20 protein-coding genes are annotated in these 18,815 nt (G+C 57.6%); 6 read left to right on the forward strand and 14 right to left on the reverse strand.

Features of this window, described 5'->3' with window-relative positions:
- Nucleotides 1–222 precede the first annotated feature (222 nt).
- The gene (dpaA, locus tag ACMGG1_RS19790) at nt 223–993 is read left to right on the forward strand and encodes a peptidoglycan meso-diaminopimelic acid protein amidase (RefSeq protein WP_020825365.1); all 771 of its coding nucleotides are present in this window, start codon (nt 223–225) and stop codon (nt 991–993) included.
- Here dpaA and ACMGG1_RS19795 read toward each other — a convergent pair.
- Nucleotides 925–1,731 carry a class II glutamine amidotransferase gene (locus ACMGG1_RS19795; protein WP_020825364.1) on the reverse strand — a complete coding sequence of 269 codons (807 nt, stop codon included), beginning with the start codon at nt 1,729–1,731 and terminating at the stop codon, nt 925–927. The genes dpaA and ACMGG1_RS19795 overlap by 69 nt on opposite strands.
- 97 nt (nt 1,732–1,828) lie before the next feature.
- Complete coding sequence (lpcA, locus tag ACMGG1_RS19800) at nt 1,829–2,410, reverse strand: D-sedoheptulose 7-phosphate isomerase (RefSeq protein ID WP_004949058.1); 582 nt, start codon at nt 2,408–2,410, stop codon at nt 1,829–1,831.
- A 245-nt stretch (nt 2,411–2,655) separates the two neighbouring features.
- Between lpcA and fadE the strand changes: the two genes are divergently transcribed.
- Entirely contained in the window at nt 2,656–5,112 is a 2,457-nt protein-coding gene (fadE, locus tag ACMGG1_RS19805) for an acyl-CoA dehydrogenase FadE (protein WP_198639687.1), read from the forward strand.
- A 288-nt stretch (nt 5,113–5,400) separates the two neighbouring features.
- Nucleotides 5,401–5,553, forward strand: a complete 153-nt coding sequence (locus ACMGG1_RS19810; RefSeq protein ID WP_041414251.1) for a Hok/Gef family protein — start codon at nt 5,401–5,403, stop codon at nt 5,551–5,553.
- Nucleotides 5,554–5,638: 85 nt separating this feature from the next.
- Here ACMGG1_RS19810 and mtnK read toward each other — a convergent pair whose 3' ends face one another.
- The gene (gene mtnK / locus ACMGG1_RS19815) at nt 5,639–6,838 is read right to left on the reverse strand and encodes an S-methyl-5-thioribose kinase (RefSeq protein ID WP_020825362.1); all 1,200 of its coding nucleotides are present in this window, start codon (nt 6,836–6,838) and stop codon (nt 5,639–5,641) included.
- 144 nt (nt 6,839–6,982) lie between these two features.
- Between mtnK and mtnA the strand changes: the two genes are divergently transcribed.
- The gene (gene mtnA, locus ACMGG1_RS19820) at nt 6,983–8,011 is read left to right on the forward strand and encodes an S-methyl-5-thioribose-1-phosphate isomerase (RefSeq protein ID WP_020825361.1); all 1,029 of its coding nucleotides are present in this window, start codon (nt 6,983–6,985) and stop codon (nt 8,009–8,011) included.
- Between the two features lie 13 nt (nt 8,012–8,024).
- Here the strand turns inward: mtnA and ACMGG1_RS19825 are convergent, their stop codons facing one another.
- The 3 genes from ACMGG1_RS19825 to ACMGG1_RS19835 are packed head-to-tail and all read right to left on the reverse strand — an operon-like array spanning nt 8,025 to nt 9,864.
- Nucleotides 8,025–8,567 (reverse strand): 1,2-dihydroxy-3-keto-5-methylthiopentene dioxygenase, encoded by a 543-nt coding sequence (locus ACMGG1_RS19825; protein WP_044548476.1) that lies wholly within the window; start codon nt 8,565–8,567, stop codon nt 8,025–8,027.
- Nucleotides 8,564–9,253, reverse strand: a complete 690-nt coding sequence (mtnC, locus tag ACMGG1_RS19830; protein WP_414160962.1) for an acireductone synthase — start codon at nt 9,251–9,253, stop codon at nt 8,564–8,566. Before mtnC ends, ACMGG1_RS19825 begins: the two co-directional genes overlap by 4 nt.
- On the reverse strand, nt 9,250–9,864 hold the full coding sequence (locus ACMGG1_RS19835; RefSeq protein WP_122077382.1) for a methylthioribulose 1-phosphate dehydratase: 615 nt from the start codon (nt 9,862–9,864) through the stop codon (nt 9,250–9,252). The genes mtnC and ACMGG1_RS19835 overlap by 4 nt, the downstream gene beginning before the upstream one ends.
- Before the next feature lie 162 nt (nt 9,865–10,026).
- On the opposite strand from ACMGG1_RS19835, the gene ACMGG1_RS19840 reads away from it, so the two are divergent.
- Together ACMGG1_RS19840 and ACMGG1_RS19845 are read left to right on the forward strand one after the other, a co-directional pair.
- A complete protein-coding gene (locus tag ACMGG1_RS19840; protein WP_048759722.1) occupies nt 10,027–11,187 on the forward strand; it encodes a pyridoxal phosphate-dependent aminotransferase in 1,161 nt (386 codons plus the stop codon).
- Nucleotides 11,175–11,948, forward strand: coding sequence for an amidohydrolase (locus ACMGG1_RS19845; protein WP_414160963.1), 774 nt, complete (start codon nt 11,175–11,177; stop codon nt 11,946–11,948). Before ACMGG1_RS19840 ends, ACMGG1_RS19845 begins: the two co-directional genes overlap by 13 nt.
- Nucleotides 11,949–11,987: 39 nt before the next feature.
- Here ACMGG1_RS19845 and ACMGG1_RS19850 read toward each other — a convergent pair whose 3' ends face one another.
- From ACMGG1_RS19850 to ACMGG1_RS19885, 8 genes are all read right to left on the reverse strand, one after another.
- On the reverse strand, nt 11,988–13,340 hold the full coding sequence (locus ACMGG1_RS19850; RefSeq protein WP_410529179.1) for a nucleobase:cation symporter-2 family protein: 1,353 nt from the start codon (nt 13,338–13,340) through the stop codon (nt 11,988–11,990).
- A 37-nt stretch (nt 13,341–13,377) separates the two neighbouring features.
- Complete coding sequence (gene uraH, locus ACMGG1_RS19855; RefSeq protein WP_046374433.1) at nt 13,378–13,713, reverse strand: hydroxyisourate hydrolase; 336 nt, start codon at nt 13,711–13,713, stop codon at nt 13,378–13,380.
- Nucleotides 13,706–14,206, reverse strand: coding sequence for a 2-oxo-4-hydroxy-4-carboxy-5-ureidoimidazoline decarboxylase (uraD, locus tag ACMGG1_RS19860; RefSeq protein ID WP_414160964.1), 501 nt, complete (start codon nt 14,204–14,206; stop codon nt 13,706–13,708). The genes uraH and uraD overlap by 8 nt, the downstream gene beginning before the upstream one ends.
- A complete protein-coding gene (gene hpxK, locus ACMGG1_RS19865) occupies nt 14,187–15,461 on the reverse strand; it encodes an allantoate amidohydrolase (RefSeq protein WP_414160965.1) in 1,275 nt (424 codons plus the stop codon). Before hpxK ends, uraD begins: the two co-directional genes overlap by 20 nt.
- Nucleotides 15,461–16,702 carry a pyridoxal-phosphate-dependent aminotransferase family protein gene (locus tag ACMGG1_RS19870; protein WP_046374436.1) on the reverse strand — a complete coding sequence of 414 codons (1,242 nt, stop codon included), beginning with the start codon at nt 16,700–16,702 and terminating at the stop codon, nt 15,461–15,463. The genes hpxK and ACMGG1_RS19870 overlap by 1 nt, the downstream gene beginning before the upstream one ends.
- 63 nt (nt 16,703–16,765) lie before the next feature.
- Entirely contained in the window at nt 16,766–17,509 is a 744-nt protein-coding gene (locus ACMGG1_RS19875) for an amino acid ABC transporter ATP-binding protein (RefSeq protein ID WP_044548464.1), read from the reverse strand.
- Nucleotides 17,490–18,146, reverse strand: a complete 657-nt coding sequence (locus ACMGG1_RS19880) for an amino acid ABC transporter permease (protein WP_414160966.1) — start codon at nt 18,144–18,146, stop codon at nt 17,490–17,492. Before ACMGG1_RS19880 ends, ACMGG1_RS19875 begins: the two co-directional genes overlap by 20 nt.
- A complete protein-coding gene (locus tag ACMGG1_RS19885) occupies nt 18,146–18,811 on the reverse strand; it encodes an amino acid ABC transporter permease (protein ID WP_020825348.1) in 666 nt (221 codons plus the stop codon). The genes ACMGG1_RS19880 and ACMGG1_RS19885 overlap by 1 nt, the downstream gene beginning before the upstream one ends.
- Between the last annotated feature and the right edge of the window lie 4 nt (nt 18,812–18,815).

The raw sequence follows: 18,815 nt of genomic DNA on the forward strand, positions 1-18,815 counted from the left end.
AAGCAAACGCAATTAAATTTCCGCTGTTTTACTCCACCAATCGTTAAAATCTGCCTGTCGATTCACTTTTATCGAAGTTTGTAGTTTTTTTATACACATCGCATATTGCTAAAAAAGAACACGCTGGTAATCTGACGGTGTTTTAAGACCGTAAAACAATAATCAGTGGCATGTTGGCCATGTCTACATTGAGCCAGCAGATAAATATAAGCAGGAATAATAATGAGCAAAATCGCGTTGTTGTTTGCGATGCTTTTTTCTATGCCGATGATCACGGCCTGCAGCGCCAGCGAGCAGGTTCCCGAGGCGCCGGTGGTTAAGCAGCAATTAGTGGGTTCACCGGTTTATATTCAGATATTCAAAGAAGAACGCACGCTGGAGTTGTATGCCAAAATGGGCAATGAATTCCGCCTGGTGAACTCTTTCCCTATCTGCAATTTCTCCGGCGGCCTCGGCCCGAAACGTCGTGAAGGTGACTTTAAAAGTCCGGAAGGCTTTTATAGCGTCGACTCGCGCCATCTGAAACCCGACAGTAAGTATTATCGGGCAATAAATATCGGCTTCCCTAATGATTACGATAAATCACAGGGGTATTCCGGCGCTTATCTGATGATCCACGGTGAATGCAAATCAATTGGGTGTTACGCGATGACCAACACCTATATGGATGAGATTTATCGTTATGTCGAAGCCGCGTTCGCTTATGGTCAGAGCCGGATTGATATCAGTATCTACCCGTTCCGCATGACCGATCAAAACCTGAAGCGACACAGTTCGTCTAACTACATCGCTTTTTGGCGCCAGTTGAAGCCGGGTTATGACTACTTCGTCAAAAACCATCAACCGCCAATGGTGGGGGTATCCAACGGTCAGTACGTGCTGGGCCAACCGTTGATGAGCAGCAGCCAGATGACGCAGTATGCGTCAACCACGGCTCCCGCTGTCAGCACCAATCCCTTCGCTCAGGCCAAGCCGCTCACCGAAGTGAAATAACGCGAATTCGCCTGGTGCGATCTTGTGCCAGGTTTCATTCGCCGTCAGCGGTTGGGTGGCAATCACCGTGACCACATCGTTGGGTGTGGTCTGCTGCTGGAAATCAATCTCCACGTCCTGATCGAGTAACGTCGCTTTCCCGAATGGCGCACGACGCGTGATCCAATACAAATTGGTGGAGCAGTACGCCATCACAAAGCGCCCGTCCGACAGCAGCATGTTGAATACCCCTTTCTGGCGTAGTTGATCCGCCAACAGCGCGATATAGCGGAATACCGGCGGCCAACGGCTCGGAGTACGAGGGTATTTCAGGGAAAGCTGGTGCAGCAACCAGCAGAAAGCATATTCGCTGTCAGTCTGGCCGACCGGGCGGAAGTTGCCGGTTTCCAACTGGCGATAGCCTTTCAATTGGCCATTGTGCGCGTAGGTCCAGTTACGGCCCCACAGCTCACGGGTAAAAGGGTGGGTATTCTCCAGCGCCACTTCACCGCGATTAGCCTGGCGGATATGCGAAACCACCGCACAGGACTTAATCGGATATTCTTGCACCAGACGGGCGATCGGCGAGTCGAAACTCGGCTGGGGATCTTTAAACGTGCGGCAACCGTTCCCTTCATAGAAGGTAATGCCCCAACCATCTTTATGTGGCCCGGTACGGCCACCGCGCTGAACCAGCCCGGTAAAGCTAAAGCAAATATCGGTCGGTACGTTTGCGCTCATCCCGAGCAGTTCACACATCGCTTGCCACTCCTTAACCACCCTGACGCCGTCTATTGGAGCGCGACAGGCGCACCCCAATACAATATTAGCGGGGGCAGTGCGCCCCCTAAAGCCGTTAAGCCTTAACCATCTCTTTTTCGATCAGCTGAATCAAGATGTGGATCGCTTTGATATGAATTTCCTGGATGCGATCGGCGTAACCGAAGTGTGGTACGCGGATTTCCACGTCTGCGGAACCGGCCATTTTGCCACCATCTTTGCCGGTCAGGGTGATCACTTTCATCCCTTTGGCACGTGCCGCTTCGATAGCTTTAATGATGTTGCCGGAGTTGCCTGAGGTGGAAATACCCAGCAGTACGTCGCCTTCGCGGCCTACCGCTTCCACATAGCGCGAAAACACATACTCGTAGCCGAAGTCGTTGCTGACGCAAGACAGGTGGCTGACGTCGGAAATGGCAATCGCCGGATAGCCTGGGCGGTTTTCACGGTAGCGGCCGGTCAGCTCTTCGGCAAAATGCATGGCGTCACAGTGGGAGCCACCGTTACCGCAGGAAATGACTTTCCCGCCGGCTTTGAAGGAGTCGGCCAGCAGCACTGCCGCACGTTGAATGGCGTCGATATTGGCATCGTCATTGATAAATTTCGCCAGGGTATCGGCCGCTTCGTTCAGTTCACTGCGAATAAGGTCGTGGTACATGAGGAACCTCTTGTTATCGTCAATCTTCCGCCCCGCAGTGTACCGGATCGGGGAAAAACCGAGAAGCACTCTGAGTCAAACAGCGCCTTCGTTGAGGTGCCGCTGAGGTTTTTGATGATTGGTGCGGTCAGATTGTGACTTAAGTTGTAATTAAACTGTAAATGCATTGATAAAAATATGGGCTTGTACTAAAACCTATTACATACACACAACAGGTCAGACCTCTTGCCACTTTGGAGCTTCTTATGATGGTTCTTAGTATTGTTGTTTTACTGGCACTCATTGGTGTGGTGTTCTATCACCGAGTGAACCTCACCCTCAGTAGCCTTATCCTGCTGGCATACACCGCCGCCATGGGCGCCATCGGTCTTTGGACCTTCTGGATGCTGCTGCCGCTGGCGATTATCCTGCTGCCGCTGAACATCACGTCACTGCGCCGTTCGATGCTGTCTGCACCGGCGCTGCGTGCGTTCCGCAAGGTAATGCCGCCTATGTCCACCACCGAAAAGGAAGCGATCGAAGCCGGTACCACCTGGTGGGAAGGCGATCTGTTCCGCGGGACGCCGGACTGGAACAAGCTGCATAATTACCCGAAACCGCAGCTGACCGCCGAAGAGCAGGCGTTTATTGACGGCCCGGTGGAAGAAGCTTGCCGCATGGCCAACGACTTCCAGATCACCCACGAACTGGCCGATTTGCCCCCGGAACTGTGGGCGTACCTGAAAGAACACCGCTTCTTCGCGATGATCATCAAGAAAGAGTACGGCGGCCTGGACTTCTCTCCTTATGCTCAGGCTCGCGTGCTGCAAAAACTGGCTGGCGTTTCTGGTATCCTGGCGATCACCGTTGGCGTGCCCAACTCCCTCGGTCCGGGCGAACTGCTGCAGCATTACGGGACTGACGAGCAGAAAAATCATTACTTGCCGGGCCTGGCGCGCGGCGACGAGATCCCTTGTTTCGCCCTGACCAGTCCGGAAGCGGGTTCCGATGCCGGCGCTATTCCGGATGTCGGTACCGTCTGCATGGGTGAGTGGCAAGGCGAGCAGGTGTTGGGCATGCGCCTGACCTGGAACAAGCGCTACATCACGCTGGCACCGGTGGCGACCGTGCTGGGCCTGGCGTTCAAACTTTATGACCCGAACCACCTGCTGGGCAATAACGAATCACCGGGCATCACCTGTGCGCTGATCCCAACCAGCACTCCGGGCGTTGAAATCGGTAACCGTCACTTCCCGCTGAACGTGCCGTTCCAAAACGGCCCTACCCGCGGTAACGACGTGTTCGTACCTATCGATTACATCATTGGCGGGCCAAAAATGGCCGGTCAGGGCTGGCGCATGCTGGTTGAATGTCTGTCGGTAGGCCGTGGCATCACCTTGCCTTCCAACTCCACCGGTAGCGTAAAATCCATGGCATTGGGCATTGGCGCTTACGCCCATATCCGCCGTCAGTTCAAAATCTCGATCGGCAAAATGGAAGGCATCGAAGAGCCACTGGCGCGTATCGCCGGTAACACCTATGTGATGGATGCCGCGGCTACGCTTATCACCAGCGGCCTGATGCTGGGCGAGAAACCGGCGGTGCTGTCGGCCATCGTGAAATACCACTGTACCCACAGAGGCCAGCAGGCAATCATCGATGCAATGGATATTGCCGGCGGTAAAGGCATCATGCTGGGCAAATCCAACTTCCTGGCCCGTGCCTATCAGGGCGCGCCTATCGCCATCACGGTGGAAGGCGCGAATATCCTGACCCGTACCATGATGATCTTCGGTCAGGGCGCTATCCGTTGCCATCCTTATGTACTGGATGAAATGGCGGCAGCGCAAAATAACGACCTGAGCGCCTTCGATAAATCGCTGTTCGGCCATCTGGGCCATGTAGGCAGCAACAAGGTGCGCAGCTTCTGGCTGGGCCTGACCAACGGCCGCACCAGTGGTACACCGACCAAAGACGCGACTCGTCGCTATTATCAGCAGTTGAACCGCCTGAGCGCTAACCTGGCGCTGCTGTCGGACGTTTCTATGGGGGTGCTGGGCGGCAGCCTGAAGCGCCGCGAGCGTATCTCCGCTCGTCTCGGGGATATTCTCAGCCAAATGTACCTGGCTTCCGCTACGCTGAAACGTTTTGAAGACGAAGGCCGTCAGAAAGAAGATTTACCGCTGGTCCACTGGGGCGTGCAGGACAGTCTGCACCAGGCGGAACAAGCGTTGGACGATCTGCTGCGCAACTTCCCGAACCGCTTTATCGCCGGTGCGATGCGCTTCGTGATCTTCCCGTTCGGCCGCGTGCATACTGCACCTTCTGACCGTCTGGATCACCAATTGGCCAAGATCCTCCAACAGCCGTCTGCCACCCGCAGCCGTCTGGGGCGCGGTCAGTATCTGACGCCGAGCGAGCATAACCCGGTAGGTTTGTTGGAAGCCGCATTGGCGGACGTGATTGCCGCCGAGCCGATTCACCTGCGTCTGTGTAAAGAGAGTGGTAAAAACCTGCCATTCACCCGACTGGATCGTTTGGCACAGCGGGCGCTGGAAGAAGGCAAAATCAGCGCCGATGAAGCGAAGATCCTGGTGAAAGCCGAAGAGAGCCGTCTGCGTTCCATCAACGTGGATGATTTCGAGCCGGATGCGCTGGCGGCCAGCAAGCCGGAAAAGCCGCTAAAGCAGGATAAACGTCAGAAGCATACCGAAGCCGCGTAACGGCAATAAACACGTGCACTCAGGGGCGATAATCATCGCCCCTTTTTTATTTCCACTGAGAAATGCGCAGCCGTTCGCAACGTTACCAGAACGGCTAATTTAACCCTGAGGATTATCGGATAGACTGCCGGTGGGTGCTCTGGATCTTTCTGTCCGGAGCTTCAGTTTAGTCGAGGATAGAAAGAGAAAGGCCCCGAGTCGATACATCAACCCGAGGCCACTCTGAACGTCTCAACAACGTCAGGTTAGCCTCTTACCCGCCGGAAGGCAAGGATAAGGAGGTCAAAAATGCAGCAGGAACGGGTCGTTCTTAGGCTGATGATTATCTGCATAACGCTTATCGCGCTGATGTGGATCACTCGCGGTTCACTGTGTGAATTGCGCATCAAACTGGGGGACACGGAGGTTGCAGCCATTTTGGCTTACGAACCCGAACGGTAAGGCAACCCAACGGCGGGGCTCGCCCCGCCTGTTGGTTGTTACGACAGATCCATGAGCACCCTTCCTCGCCGTATCCGTCAGGCTGCTAGCCGTTTTGGCGAATGCGCGCCAGCAGTGCATCGATATGTTCGATCTGCGACGCATTAACGATCAGCGCTCGGCCAAGGCTCAATGCGTGGCGCTGGCATTCTGCACGCATCTCGGCATCGCTAATACTGTCCAGATCGGCCACGTGTGCCAGACCGATAGTGCGGCGAATCAGTTCGCTGCCACAATAACCTACCGCATCCGTCCACACCTGCTGCAGGAACTGCTCGGCGTAACCTGGCACCGCCAGCGCCGGCTCACGAGTGTATTGGTGGCACAGCGCCAGGAAGCGATCGGCAAAAATCAGCCAGAGTTCACGCACATCCTGCAGGCGTTGTTCTCGCCCGGCGGCGGCGTCACGCGGCCCTAACAACCCCGGCAGACCGCAGTAGTTCAACAACAGATTGCCCAAGGCGCTGCCGACGTCAAACCCGATCGGCCCATAGAAACCAAACTCGGCGTCTATCGCCTTCAACTTGCCTTCCGCAACAAAAATTGAGCCGCTGTGGATATCGCCGTGCAGCAACGCTTCCGCCTTGCTCAGAAAACGGTGTTTCAGTCCAGCCACCGCCAGTTTCAACGCGGAATCGCTACGCAGCTCTAGCACCTGGGGCAGCAGCACCGGGTCAAACTGATTACGCTCATGATCGATATAGGGATCGGTAAAGAAAAGATCTTCGGTGATCTGGCACAGTTCAGGGTTGGTGAAGCGACTAACTTCGGCCTTTTTTGCCTGTGCCGTCTGATAGAAATCGGAGGTATGGAACAGGGTCTGCGCCAAATATTCCGCCAATTGCCCGGCCGCCAGCGGGTAATAGTGGCCCTTGAGCAATTCACTGCGCCAGATGTGGTGGTCGGAAAGATCTTCCTGCACCATCACCGCCAGCTCGGGATCATGATGCAACACTTTTACCGTATGCCTTGGGCAAAAACCGCCGTGGATCAACAGAGTTTCCGCTTCGATCCGTGCCCGATCCAGGGTCAGTGGCCAGGATTCGCCCACGCAGCGTACATACGGCAGCGCCTGTTTAACGATCACCCTGCTCACGCCATCGCGATCGCGGATCTTGAACACCAGGTTCAGATTGCCGTCACCAATCTCGTCAGCGCTCACCAGCGCCTGCGGATCGGCTAACTGCCCGTATTGGCGAGCATACTCAACGGCATCGGCAGCAGTAAACGTACGATAATGCGACATTCCCAACCCCTCTTTCCTGTCTCTCTGACACAACGATTATTATTTTTTAGACGCAAAAGCATTTGGACGTCTATACATCTGGAAGTCATGTTGGCAGAATAGCTTTCCAGATGCAATAACTACGCAACAAGGAATTAACCGCCGATGCAAGCGCTTAACACCACCAGTTTGACCCTGCGTGACAACCGACTTTGGATCCTCGATCAGCAGGCTTTGCCGCAGGAAAAACAGTGGCGAACCTGCGACAGCGTAGAGGAACTGGTTGATCATATTCATACCTTGCGGGTGCGGGGCGCACCGCTGATCGGCCTGTCCGCCAGCCTGCTGTTGGCCCTGTTGGCAGAACGTGGGCTGCCGCGTGAACAGCTTGAGCAGGCACTGATCACTCTGCGTGCTTCAAGGCCGACGGCGGTCAATCTGATGAACAATCTGGACCGCATGAAGCTGGCGCTGGCGCAACCGCACTGGGTGGCGGCGATGGTGGAAGAAGCCTTGCGGCTAGTGGAAGAAGACCGCAAATTGTGCGATCGCATTGCCGACCACGGAGCCGAACTGGTAAAACCCGGCAGTCGCCTGCTGACCCATTGCAATACCGGTGGCTTGGCGACCGCTGGCGTCGGTACTGCCATTGGCGTGCTACTACGCGCCCATCAGCAGGGCAAAGTGCAGCAGGTGTGGGTGGATGAAACCCGGCCGCTGCTGCAGGGTGGCCGCTTGACCGCCTGGGAGCTGGGCGAACTGGGTATTCCTTATCGGTTGATTTGCGACTCCATGGCTGCCAGCCTGATGGCGCAGGGCCAGGTCGACGCCGTATGGGTGGGTGCCGATCGCATCGCTGCCAACGGTGACGTTGCCAATAAAATAGGCACCTACAGCCTGGCAGTCCTGGCGCATTACCACAACATCCCCTTCTACGTTGCCGCCCCGCATACAACGCACGACCCCCACTGTCCGAACGGCGCAGCCATCCCTATCGAGCAGCGCGCCGCAGCTGAGGTGACCGGTGTGTCGGGCAGTTTTGGCTCATGCCAATGGGCGCCAACCGATGCGCAGGTTTACAACCCGGCGTTTGACGTCACGCCGGCGAAGCTTATCAGCGGTTGGGTGTTTGACAGCGGTGTGATTACACCACAGCAGGTCAATGATGGGATCTTCCAGCGGGCGTTAGGCTAACGCCCGCGCAGTATCAGTTGAGACGCGGATAAGCATCGGCGATTTTATCGCCGGTGAAATGTGCCACCCAGCCTTCCGGGTTATCGAACACGCGGATCGCCGTGAAATTCGGCGCCGATCCCATGTCAAACCAATGGCGAGTGTCTGCCGGCACTGAAATCAGATCGTTCTTCTCGCACAGGATCTGGTAGATCTTGCCGTTCAGATGCAGACAGAACAACCCCGCGCCTTCGACAAAAAACCGCACTTCATCTTCACCATGGGTGTGTTCGGAAAGAAACTTCTCGCGCAGCACTTCGCGCTGGGCGTTGTCCGGACGCATGCTGATCACATCCCAACTCTGGTAGCCTTTTTCCGCCACCAGACGATCAATTTCATGCTGGTAAGCGGCAATCACCGCCGCCGGTTCCGGGTTGTCACCCAGTTCACGATCGGCCTGCCAGCGTTCAAAACGCACGCCGATTTGTGCCAGTTGCTGCTGAATAGCTTCGGCGTCGCGGCTCTGCCACAGCGGCTGCTGCGGCTCTTTATCGCTGAAAATCGTCAATCCACTCATGAGGCAAACTCCCCTAAATCGATGTGATCAAAACGGTTAACCTGCGGGTGCCGGCTCTGCGCATCGGCGTCGTCGCGGATCAGCTGACAGGTATGCCAACCGGCGGCTCGCGCGGCATCCAGCTCTTGATGAATATCGGAAAGGAACAGCAGCTCGTCGGCGGCGATACCGATTTCATTGGCAATATTGCGGTACGAGGCGGTTTCACGCTTGGCCCCGACGTGGGTATCGAAATACCCGCTGAACAATGGCTGCAGATCGCCGGCATCACTGTTGCCGAACAGCAGTCTTTGCGCTTCCACCGAGCCGGAAGAGTAAACGTATAGCTTCAGCCCCTGCTGCTGCCAGGCGCTTAGCTGCCCGACCACTTCAGGGTATAAATGCCCGCGGAAATCACCGTTGTGGTAACCACTGCGCCAGATGATGCCTTGCAGTGCCTTCAATGCGGTGGATTTGCGATCTTCGTCCATAAAACGGTAGAGCGCGGCAATAAGCTGCTCAATATCCGCCTGCGGTTGGTCAATCTCATGACGCAGGGCAGCCAGCGGCGCAGCCACCTCAGCCTCTGCCTGGTGCTGACGGATAAACGGTGCCAAACGTTCACGCGCATAGGGAAACAGCACCTGATGAACAAAGCGGATATCGCTGGTGGTACCTTCAATGTCAGTGACGATGGCGCGGATCATTTTGCCTCCAGTAAACGGCGTTGCAGTTCGCACTGGAACAGGAATTCCAGTCCTTCAAGGTGACGACGAGCCTCCGCAACCTGGCGGCCCCAGCAATACAGGCCGTGACCCCGCACCAGAAAACCGTACTGCAATGGCGTCACTTCGGCATAGGCCGCGACGCGTGCGGCCAAGTGCGGAATGTCCTGATCGTTGTCGAAAATGGGGATCGCTACGGTATCCAGATGAGAGCTCTGCCCGGCGAGAGATTTTTGCATCTCATAGCCCTGCAACACCAAACGCTCACTGGATTCAACGCGTGACAACACTGTCGCATTCACCGAATGCGTATGCAACACCGCGCCAATCTGCGGGTACAGCCGGTAAATCAAGGTATGCAGGCCGGTTTCCGCCGAGGGTGTGCGGCCACTCGGCACATGGTTGGTGGCGGTTTCCACCAGCAGGAAATCCGATTCGCTCAGGCTGCCTTTATCCTTGCCGGATTCGCTCACCAGACAGTGTCGGTCATCAAGACGCAGCGACATGTTGCCGCCGGTCGCCGGGCACCAGCCCTTTTCGCCAATCCAGTGACAGGCAGACAACAGCGCTGTAAGTTGCGGATTTTCGGTCATTATCGTTTCCCGGTCAGTAAGGTCGTCCAGCAGGTGAAGCTTAGAATGATTTGATTAATGATTAGATTTTTTCTTCATTTAGCCATCTAAGCGTCTTGATTGCCAAATACTAACATCGTGTTATATTGACGGCAACATAAGCGCCAGGAGTATTAGCCTGCTATGAGCACTTCAGCATTGATTCCCGAAAGCAAACTGCCCGCTCTGGGCACCACCATTTTCACCCAGATGAGCGCGCTGGCAGCGCAGCATCAGGCAATCAACCTGTCTCAGGGTTTCCCCGATTTCGATGGCCCGGACTATCTGAAAGAGCGTCTGACCTGGCATGTCAGCCAGGGCGCAAACCAATATGCACCGATGACCGGCGTCGCGCCCCTGCGCGAAGCCATCGCCGAGAAAACGGCGGCGCTGTATGGCTGGCTGCCGGACGCGACCACCGAAGTTACCGTCACGGCTGGGGCTACCGAAGCGCTGTTCGCCGCCATCAGCGCGTTGGTGCGTCCGGGAGATGAAGTAATTTGCTTCGATCCCAGCTATGACAGCTATGCGCCGGCGGTCACCTTGTCCGGCGGTACGCTGAAACGCATTGCGCTGCAGCCGCCGGCCTTTAGCGTCGATTGGCGACAGTTCGAAGAATTATTGTCGCCCCGCACCCGCCTGGTGATCCTCAATACGCCGCACAACCCTTCCGCCACCGCCTGGCAGGCGGAAGATATGCAACAGCTGTGGCATGCCATTAGCGAGCGTGAAATCTATGTGCTCAGCGATGAAGTCTATGAGCATATTTGTTTCGCCAAAGGGGGACATGCCAGCGTGCTGGCCCACCCGCAGCTGCGTCAACGCGCCATTGCGGTGTCATCCTTCGGCAAAACCTTCCACATGACCGGCTGGAAAGTGGGTTATTGCGTCGCCCCGGCAGCGCTGAGTGCGGAAGTGCGCAAGGTACACCAGTACCTGACCTTCTCGGTTAACACCCCGGCACAGTTGGCGCTGGCCGATATGCTACGCAGCGAACCGGAACACTGGCAGCAGCTATCTGCGTTTTACCGCGCCAAGCGCGACCGTTTCGTGCAGGCGCTGTCCAGTAGCCGACTGGAAATTTTACCCTGCGAAGGGACATACTTCTTACTGGCGGATTACAGCGCGGTCTCGGATCTGGACGACGTGGCATTTTGTCATTGGTTAACCGAGCACGTAGGCGTGGCGGCGATCCCGCTGTCGGTCTTCTGTGCCGATCCTTTCCCTCATAAATTGATCCGGCTGTGCTTCGCTAAACAGGATGCCACGCTGGATGCAGCTGCGGAGCGGTTATGTCGACTTTAAAAATTACCCTGTTGCAGCAACCCCTGGTGTGGCGAGATGGCCAAGCCAATCTGCAACATTTTGACGCCTTGCTGGCCCCCTTAAGCGGCCGCGATCTGATCGTATTGCCGGAGATGTTTACTACCGGTTTTGCCATGGATGCCGGGGAAAGTGCGCTGCCGGAACAGCAGGTGATTGACTGGCTGCACGGTTGGGCGAACAAAAACAACGCGCTGGTTGGCGGCAGCGTGGCGCTGAAAACCGCCGAGGGCGCGGTTAACCGTTTCCTGCTGGTGGAGCCCAACGGCCGGGTGCATGCCTACGATAAGCGCCACCTGTTCCGCATGGCGGGTGAACACCTGCACTATCAGGCAGGCAAACGACGTGAAATCTTCGAATGGCGCGGCTGGCGCATCCTGCCGCAAATCTGTTATGACCTGCGTTTTCCGGTCTGGTCTCGCTACCAGCAGGATTACGATCTGGCGCTGTACGTCGCCAATTGGCCGGCACCGCGCAGCAAACACTGGCAAACGCTGCTGGCGGCACGGGCCATTGAGAATCAGGTCTACGTGGCCGGTTGCAACCGCGTCGGCGAAGACGGCAACGGTCTGAACTACAGCGGTGACAGCCTGATCCTTAGCCCGCAGGGCGAAACGCTGGCGCAGGCGGAACCCGGCATTGCCGCAAGGCTTGACGCGGAACTGTCGCTGGAATCCCTGCAAAGCTATCGCAGTGCCTTCCCGGCCTGGCGGGATGCTGACAGTTTCCTGCGCCACGATTAAGCATTTCGGGCGCGGTACCGGTACACCGCGCCCGTTGCTTCAGGAAAGCTCTTCTTCCGCCGCTTTTTCTTCTGTCCCCCCAATGCGGTTAAACAACAGGTTCAGCAACAGCGCCACCAGGCACGAGGCACTGATGCCTGAATGCAGCAAAGTACGCACCCAGTTCGGAAACTGATCGTAGAAGGTCGGCATCACGATAGGGATCATGCCGAAGGCAATCGCCGTCGCTACCACCACCAGATTCATGTTGTCCTTATACTCAACCTTGGCCAGAGTGCGGATGCCGCTGGCGGCCACCGAGCCGAACAGCACCACACCCGCGCCGCCCAAGACCGGCAGCGGAATGCAGGCCACCAGTCGCCCCAGGACCGGCAACAGCCCCAGCAGCACCAGAATCGTCCCGCCGGCGCTGACCACAAAGCGGCTCTTCACGCCGGTGATCGCCACCAGCCCGATATTCTGGGCAAACGAGCTTTGCGGAAACGAGTTAAATACCGGCGACAGGGCGCTGGACAACATATCGGCACGCAACCCGTTGGCGATACGGCGCGCATTCACCGGCGAACCGACAATTTCACCGACGGCCATCAGCCCGGCGGTGGTTTCCGTGAGTAATACCAGTACGATCAACAGCATGGATAGCACTGCGCTCAGTTCGAAGGTTGGCCAACCGTAGGCAAAAGGCGCGGGGAATGCCAGCCAAGGCCCGTGGCCTACGGCAGCGAAGCTCAGCTTACCCACCCACGCGGCCGCCACACAGCCGACAGCCATCGCCAGCAGCACCGATAACCGTTTTAACCCCGGGGAACCCACCTTGTTCAGCAACAAAATAACCGCAAGTGTGAAAGCCGCCAGGCCAATATTTCCGGTTGATCCCCAATCTGCGGCCTTGGCGTTGCCCCCCATCGCCCAGCGTACCGCCACCGGCATCAGCGACAACCCAATCACCGTCACCACGGTGCCGGTCACCACCGGCGGGAAATAGCGAATAATCTGCGAGAAAAACGGCGCGATCAGTAACCCAATCAACGACGCCGCGATCACCGCACCAAACACCGCAGGCAACCCGCCGTCGCCAGTGACTATGGTCACCATGGTCGCGACTCCCGCAAAGGAAACGCCCTGCACCAACGGCAAACGAGAGCCGAAACCCGGCGCACCAAGCGTTTGCAATAACGTCGCCAAACCGCTGACAAACAGCGCTGCCGTCACCAGCAGGCCAATTTGCGCGGCGTCTAACCCTGCGGCAGAACCTATGATCAATGGCGGCGCTATGATGCCGCCATACATGGTCAGAATATGCTGCAGGCCGTAGGCGAAGGTTTTTGCCAGCGGCAATTTTTCATCTTCCGGGCAGCACGAAGCCGCGCCCTTATCCTGAGACAGAGCCATAGATACCTCGTCAATGCGGGTTAACCGCTAAGGGCGTTTAGCTGCCCCGGTAGGTTGAATAGGAATACGGGCTGATGAGCAGCGGTAAATGGTAATGCTGCGCCGCATCCTTGATGACAAAATCGATGATCGCCGTGGCGTATAACGTTTCACGATTGTCTGCGGTAAAGTAACCGCCCACGTCGGCATGCAGGCGGTAATGCCCCGCGGGCAGCTCATCCGGCGTTAGCTCACGGGCGCGGCCATCGGCATCGGTGGTGCCTTCGGCTATCGCCCGCCATTGCCCCTGCTGTTCCCGCTCCAGCCAGACTCGCACCTTTGCCGCCGGTTTACCCAGGGAGGTATCCAAAATATGGGTGCTGATATTACTCATCGCTCAGTAACTCCTTAAAACGCAGCATCACGATTTCGCGCAGCTGTTCGGCGGTTTCCTGCCGCTCCTGCTCCACGTCGTTGTTCAAGCGTCGTTCCAGCTCACTCAGAATGGCTCGCCCATCTCGGCCGGCGGCACGGATCAAAAACACCTGGCCAAATTGCTGTTCATAACGCCGGTTGCCCACCAGCAGCACTTGAGCCAATTCCGGATCCCGGTCATTGACCGCCGACTGTTCACGCTTGGAGAACTGCGCCTCTTTCCCCTGGCCTGCGGCACGTTCGCCAATACGCGGGTGCTGCGCCAATGCCTGGCTGACCTCTTCAGGTCGCCAACGCTGCGCCGCCTGCCAGGCCACCGCCAACGCGGCATCGCTGCTGCTGAACGGCCGGGCCGCAATCACTGAAGCTATCCAGCTCGCAATGTTCACGCAGGGCTGCAGCAATCGCTCGGCTTCCGCCACGGGCAATTGATTAAACTGCTGCAGGTTCATCGGTATTCTCCCAACTGGCCACCGTCTGGCAGTAGGCCTGAATAGCCAGCGCCACATCGGCCTGGCTTACGGCTTCGGCCGGATGATGGCTGATGCCGCGATCGCAACGGACAAACAGCATGCCCACCGGCCAGCAAGCCGCCACGGCAATCGCGTCATGCCCGGCACCGCTGGGCAAAGCCATGCTGCGCCCCTGCACCGCCGCCACGCTCTGCTGCCAACGTTGCTGCAAATCTGCATCACATTCCGTTGCGTTTATGCGATAAAACTCCTCGCTGGCAAAACCTAATCCGCGACGTGCGCAGATCTCCTGCGCCCGTTCCAACAGCTGCGTAAGCAATGCCGCCAGCGGGCCATCTTGCGGGCCGCGAACGTCCAGCGACAGTTTCACCTCACCGGGAATGACGTTAACCGCCCCCGGAAGACTTTCGATACAGCCGACAGTCGCCACCAAATGTTCATCGCGGGTACGAGTTATTGCTTCAACCGCCACCATCCACTCCGCCGCGGCCGCCAAGGCGTCTTTGCGTTGCCCCATCGGCACAGTGCCTGCATGGCCTGCCTCGCCGCTAAAGGTGCAATGGAGTCGACGCGCGCCGTTAATCGCCGTCACCACGCCCAGAGCCAGATCGGCGGCCTCCAGACAAGGCCCTTGTTCAATGTGCAATTCCAGATAAGCCAAGATATCACCTGGTGCTCGCCGCGCCTCAACCACCGCCGCCGGATCCAGGCCAAACTCGCGCAACGCCTGCGCCACGCTGATGCCCTCGGCATCAGTACGCGCCAACCACTCGGCTGGCCACTGGCCGGTAATACCCCGGCTGCCCAGCAGGGCGGCGCTAAATCGCGTCCCTTCTTCATCGGCAAAGCCAATCACTTCAACCGCCACCGGCAGACGCCGCTGCTGCTGCTGCAAATGCGCCACCACCTCCAAGGCGGTCAATACGCCGAGCATGCCGTCATAACGGCCGGCATTGCGCACCGTATCCAAATGCGAACCGAGTAACAGCGCGGGCGCACCTGGCGTTTGACCTTCGTAGCGGCCACAAACATTGCCAACGGCGTCCTGCCAGACCCGCATACCGATACTGCGCATCCAGTCGCCTACCAACAGGTTGGCGCGCCGATGCTCCGGCGACAGATAAACCCGCGTCAGCTGGCCTGGCGTAGCGCTGATCGCCGCCAGCGCGTCGCAACGCGCCATCACCCGTGCGGCCGCCTGTTCCGCCTCCTGGACGGTTAACCGCAACGCCATCACCGGCTCCCGTCGTCGTAGGTGTTCCAGGCCGCCTGCAGCGCTTCCCCCTGCTTGCTGGCGAAACCCAGACGGTTCAGCACCGCTTCCAGCGCAGTCAAGGTTTGCAGCACACAGTCTTTACGCGCGTTGTAGCCCATGGTGCCGATGCGCCAAATCTTGCCCTGCAGCGGGCCAAACGAAGTGCCAATCTCAATAGCGAAATCATTGAGCATCATCTGCCGCACCTGTTCGCCATGCACCTGCGGCGGGATCACTACGCCCAACACGTTGTTCATGCGGTTATCGAGATCGCCGAACACCTCAAGCCCCATGCCCTGAATGCCGGCCAGCATCGCCGCGCCGTGCAGCCTGTGGCGAGCGATGGTGTTATCCAGCCCCTCTTCCAGGATCACCCGGGCACATTCGCGCGCGGCAAACAACATGCTGGTGGCTTCGGTGTGGTGATTCAGACGCTCGGGGCCCCAGTAATCCATGATCATGCCGAGATCAAAATAGTTGGAGTAGATCATCTCATCGTCGCCGTCGGCATGGTCGGCTGTGCGGATCCCCTGCTCCACGCACTTGCGACGGCGGACGATCTCTTCGAACTGCGGGCTTAGGGTGACCGGCGAACTGCCGGACGGCCCACCCAGACATTTCTGCAGGCCTGCGGATACCGCGTCCAGCCCCCAGGCATCGGTTTCCAGCGGGTTACCGGCGAAGGATGCGGTCGCGTCGGTATAAAACAATACGCCGTGGCGGCGGCAGATATCCCCCAGTTGATCCAGCGGCTGCAGCATGGTGGTCGAAGTGTCTCCCTGCACCGTCAACAGCAGACGCGGACGCACCTTCTTGATCGCATCTTCAATCTGATCGGCACTGAACACTTCCCCCCACGGCGCCTCGAGGGTGTGCACTTCGGCACGACAGCGGCGGGCAATTTCACACAGCAAATGGCCAAAACGGCCAAACACCGGCACCAGCACTTTGTCGCCGGGGCGGATGGAGGAGACCAGCATCGCTTCGATGCCCGAACGGGAGGTGCCGTCGATCAGCATCGTCCAGCGGTTTTCGGTACGAAACAGCGCGCGATACAGCTCCATAACCTGATTCATGTAGCCGGTCATTGCCGGATCATACTGCCCAATCAACTGGCTAGACATGGCACGCAGCACGCGCGGATCGGCGTTGATCGGCCCTGGCCCCATCAGCAGACGGGCAGGTGGGTTAATCTGATCGAACTGGGTAATATCCAACATGTTAATTCCTTACCAGCTTAATAACTCAGTAAACTCAGAACTCAGCACACGCCTCATGGCATATCACGCCTCGGACAGGCCGCGAACTGAAGCAATAAACTGTTTTAATTCCTGCGTTTGCGGATTGGCGAACAGCGTGCGGCTGTCGCCTTGCTCCCACACTTTGCCCTGGTGCATAAACACCACCCGGTCACCGACCTCACGGGCAAAGTTCATTTCATGGGTCACCAGAATCAGCGTCATACCCTCTTTGGCCAACTGCTCCAGGACTTTCAGCACCTCGCCCACCAGCTCAGGATCCAGCGCCGAGGTGATTTCGTCGCACAGCAACACCTTCGGGTTCATCGCCAGCGCCCGGGCAATCGCCACCCGCTGCTGCTGCCCTCCGGAAAGGTTAGCCGGGGAATAATGCATCCGCTCACCCAGCCCAACCTTGTTCAGCATCTCTTCCGCCAGCTCGCGGCATTCCGCCGGGCTTTTCTTCAGCACCCGACGCGGTGCCAACATCACGTTTTCCAACGCGGTCATGTGGGGAAATAGATTGAAGTTCTGGAACACCATGCCAATGGAGCGACTGATCTCACGCGCCTGCGAATCACGGTCGGTGATGGTCATGCCACCCAGTTTGATGCTGCCTTCCTGGTACCCCTCGAGCCCGTTGATGCAGCGCAACAGGGTGCTCTTGCCCGACCCGCTACGGCCGATAATCGAAATCACCTGGCCCATATCGATATCCAGATCCACGCCCTTCAGCACGTGGTTCTGGCCGTAATATTTTTGAACCTGATTAATTGTGATGAGCGGCATGGAACTTCCTCTCCAGATAATGGCTGTAGCGCGACAGCGGGTAACACATCAGGAAATAGCCCAGCGCGACCAGGCCGAACACTTTAAAGGGTTGATAAGTGACGTTGTTTAACATGGCGCCTGCCTTGGTCAGTTCGACAAAACCAATGATCGACGCCAACGCGGTGCCCTTGATCACCTGAACTGAAAAACCGACGGTCGGCGCAATGGCAATGCGAACCGCCTGTGGCACCACTACCCGCACCAGGGTCTGGCCGAAGCTCAGCCCAAGACAGCGCGACGCTTCCCATTGGCCTTTGGGCAACGCGGCGATGCTGCCGGACCAGATATCCACCAGAAAAGCGCTGGTAAACAGCGTCAGTGCCAGTGCCGCAGCGGCCCAGGGGCTAACATCAATGCCGAACAGCGCCAGCCCAAAGAAGGCCAGGAACAGCTGCATCAGCAGTGGCGTGCCTTGAAACAGCTCTGAATAACAGCGGACAAAACGCAGCGCCCACCGGCGCTTGCTCAGGCGCAGCAATAACAGCGGCAGCGTCACCAGTGTGCCGCCAAAGAACGCCGTCAGCGACAGCAACAGCGTCCAGCGCGCGGCCAGCAGTAGGTTGCGCACAATGTCCCAGTCGGTAAAAGTCAGCATCAGTTCTGGCTCCCTAAAAAGCGGCGGCCGGCGGCCAGCAACAGTTGGCGCATCAGTATCGATAACAGCAGGTAAAACAACGCCGTCACTAAATACACCTCAAAACTGAGGAAGGTGCGCGACTGGATCAGGTTGGCGGCAAAGGTCAATTCTTCGAACGACACCTGCGACACCACCGACGAGCCCAGCATGACGATAATGCACTGGCTGACCAACGCCGGGTAAATGCGCTGCAGCGAAGGCGGTAACACGATGCGCAAAAATGTCTGGCTGCGGCTAAAGCCCAGCACCCGCCCGGCCTCCCACTGCCCTTTCGGCGTCACCTGAATGCCTGCGCGTATAATTTCGGTGCTGTAGGCGCCCAGATTAATCACCATCGCCAACAGAGCCGCCTGCCCGGCGGTCAGCTTCCACCCCAGGCTCGGCAGACCAAAGACAATGAAGAACAGCTGCACCACGAACGGCGTGTTGCGCACCACCTCGACGTAAATCCCCCAGGCACGGCTAAACAGGTTGGCTTTGCCGCTGCGGATCGCCGCCCCGAAAATCCCCAGCGCAACGCCCATCAGGGTGGCCAGTGCCGTCAACTCAATCGTGGTTAGCAAACCGGCCAACAGCTCCGGCAGATAGGGCCACAGCGCGGGAAAATTTAGCTGATAGGTCATCGGG

The sequence above is a fragment of the Serratia sp. BNK-12 genome (assembly GCF_047456085.1).
Lineage (GTDB): Bacteria > Pseudomonadota > Gammaproteobacteria > Enterobacterales > Enterobacteriaceae > Serratia > Serratia liquefaciens.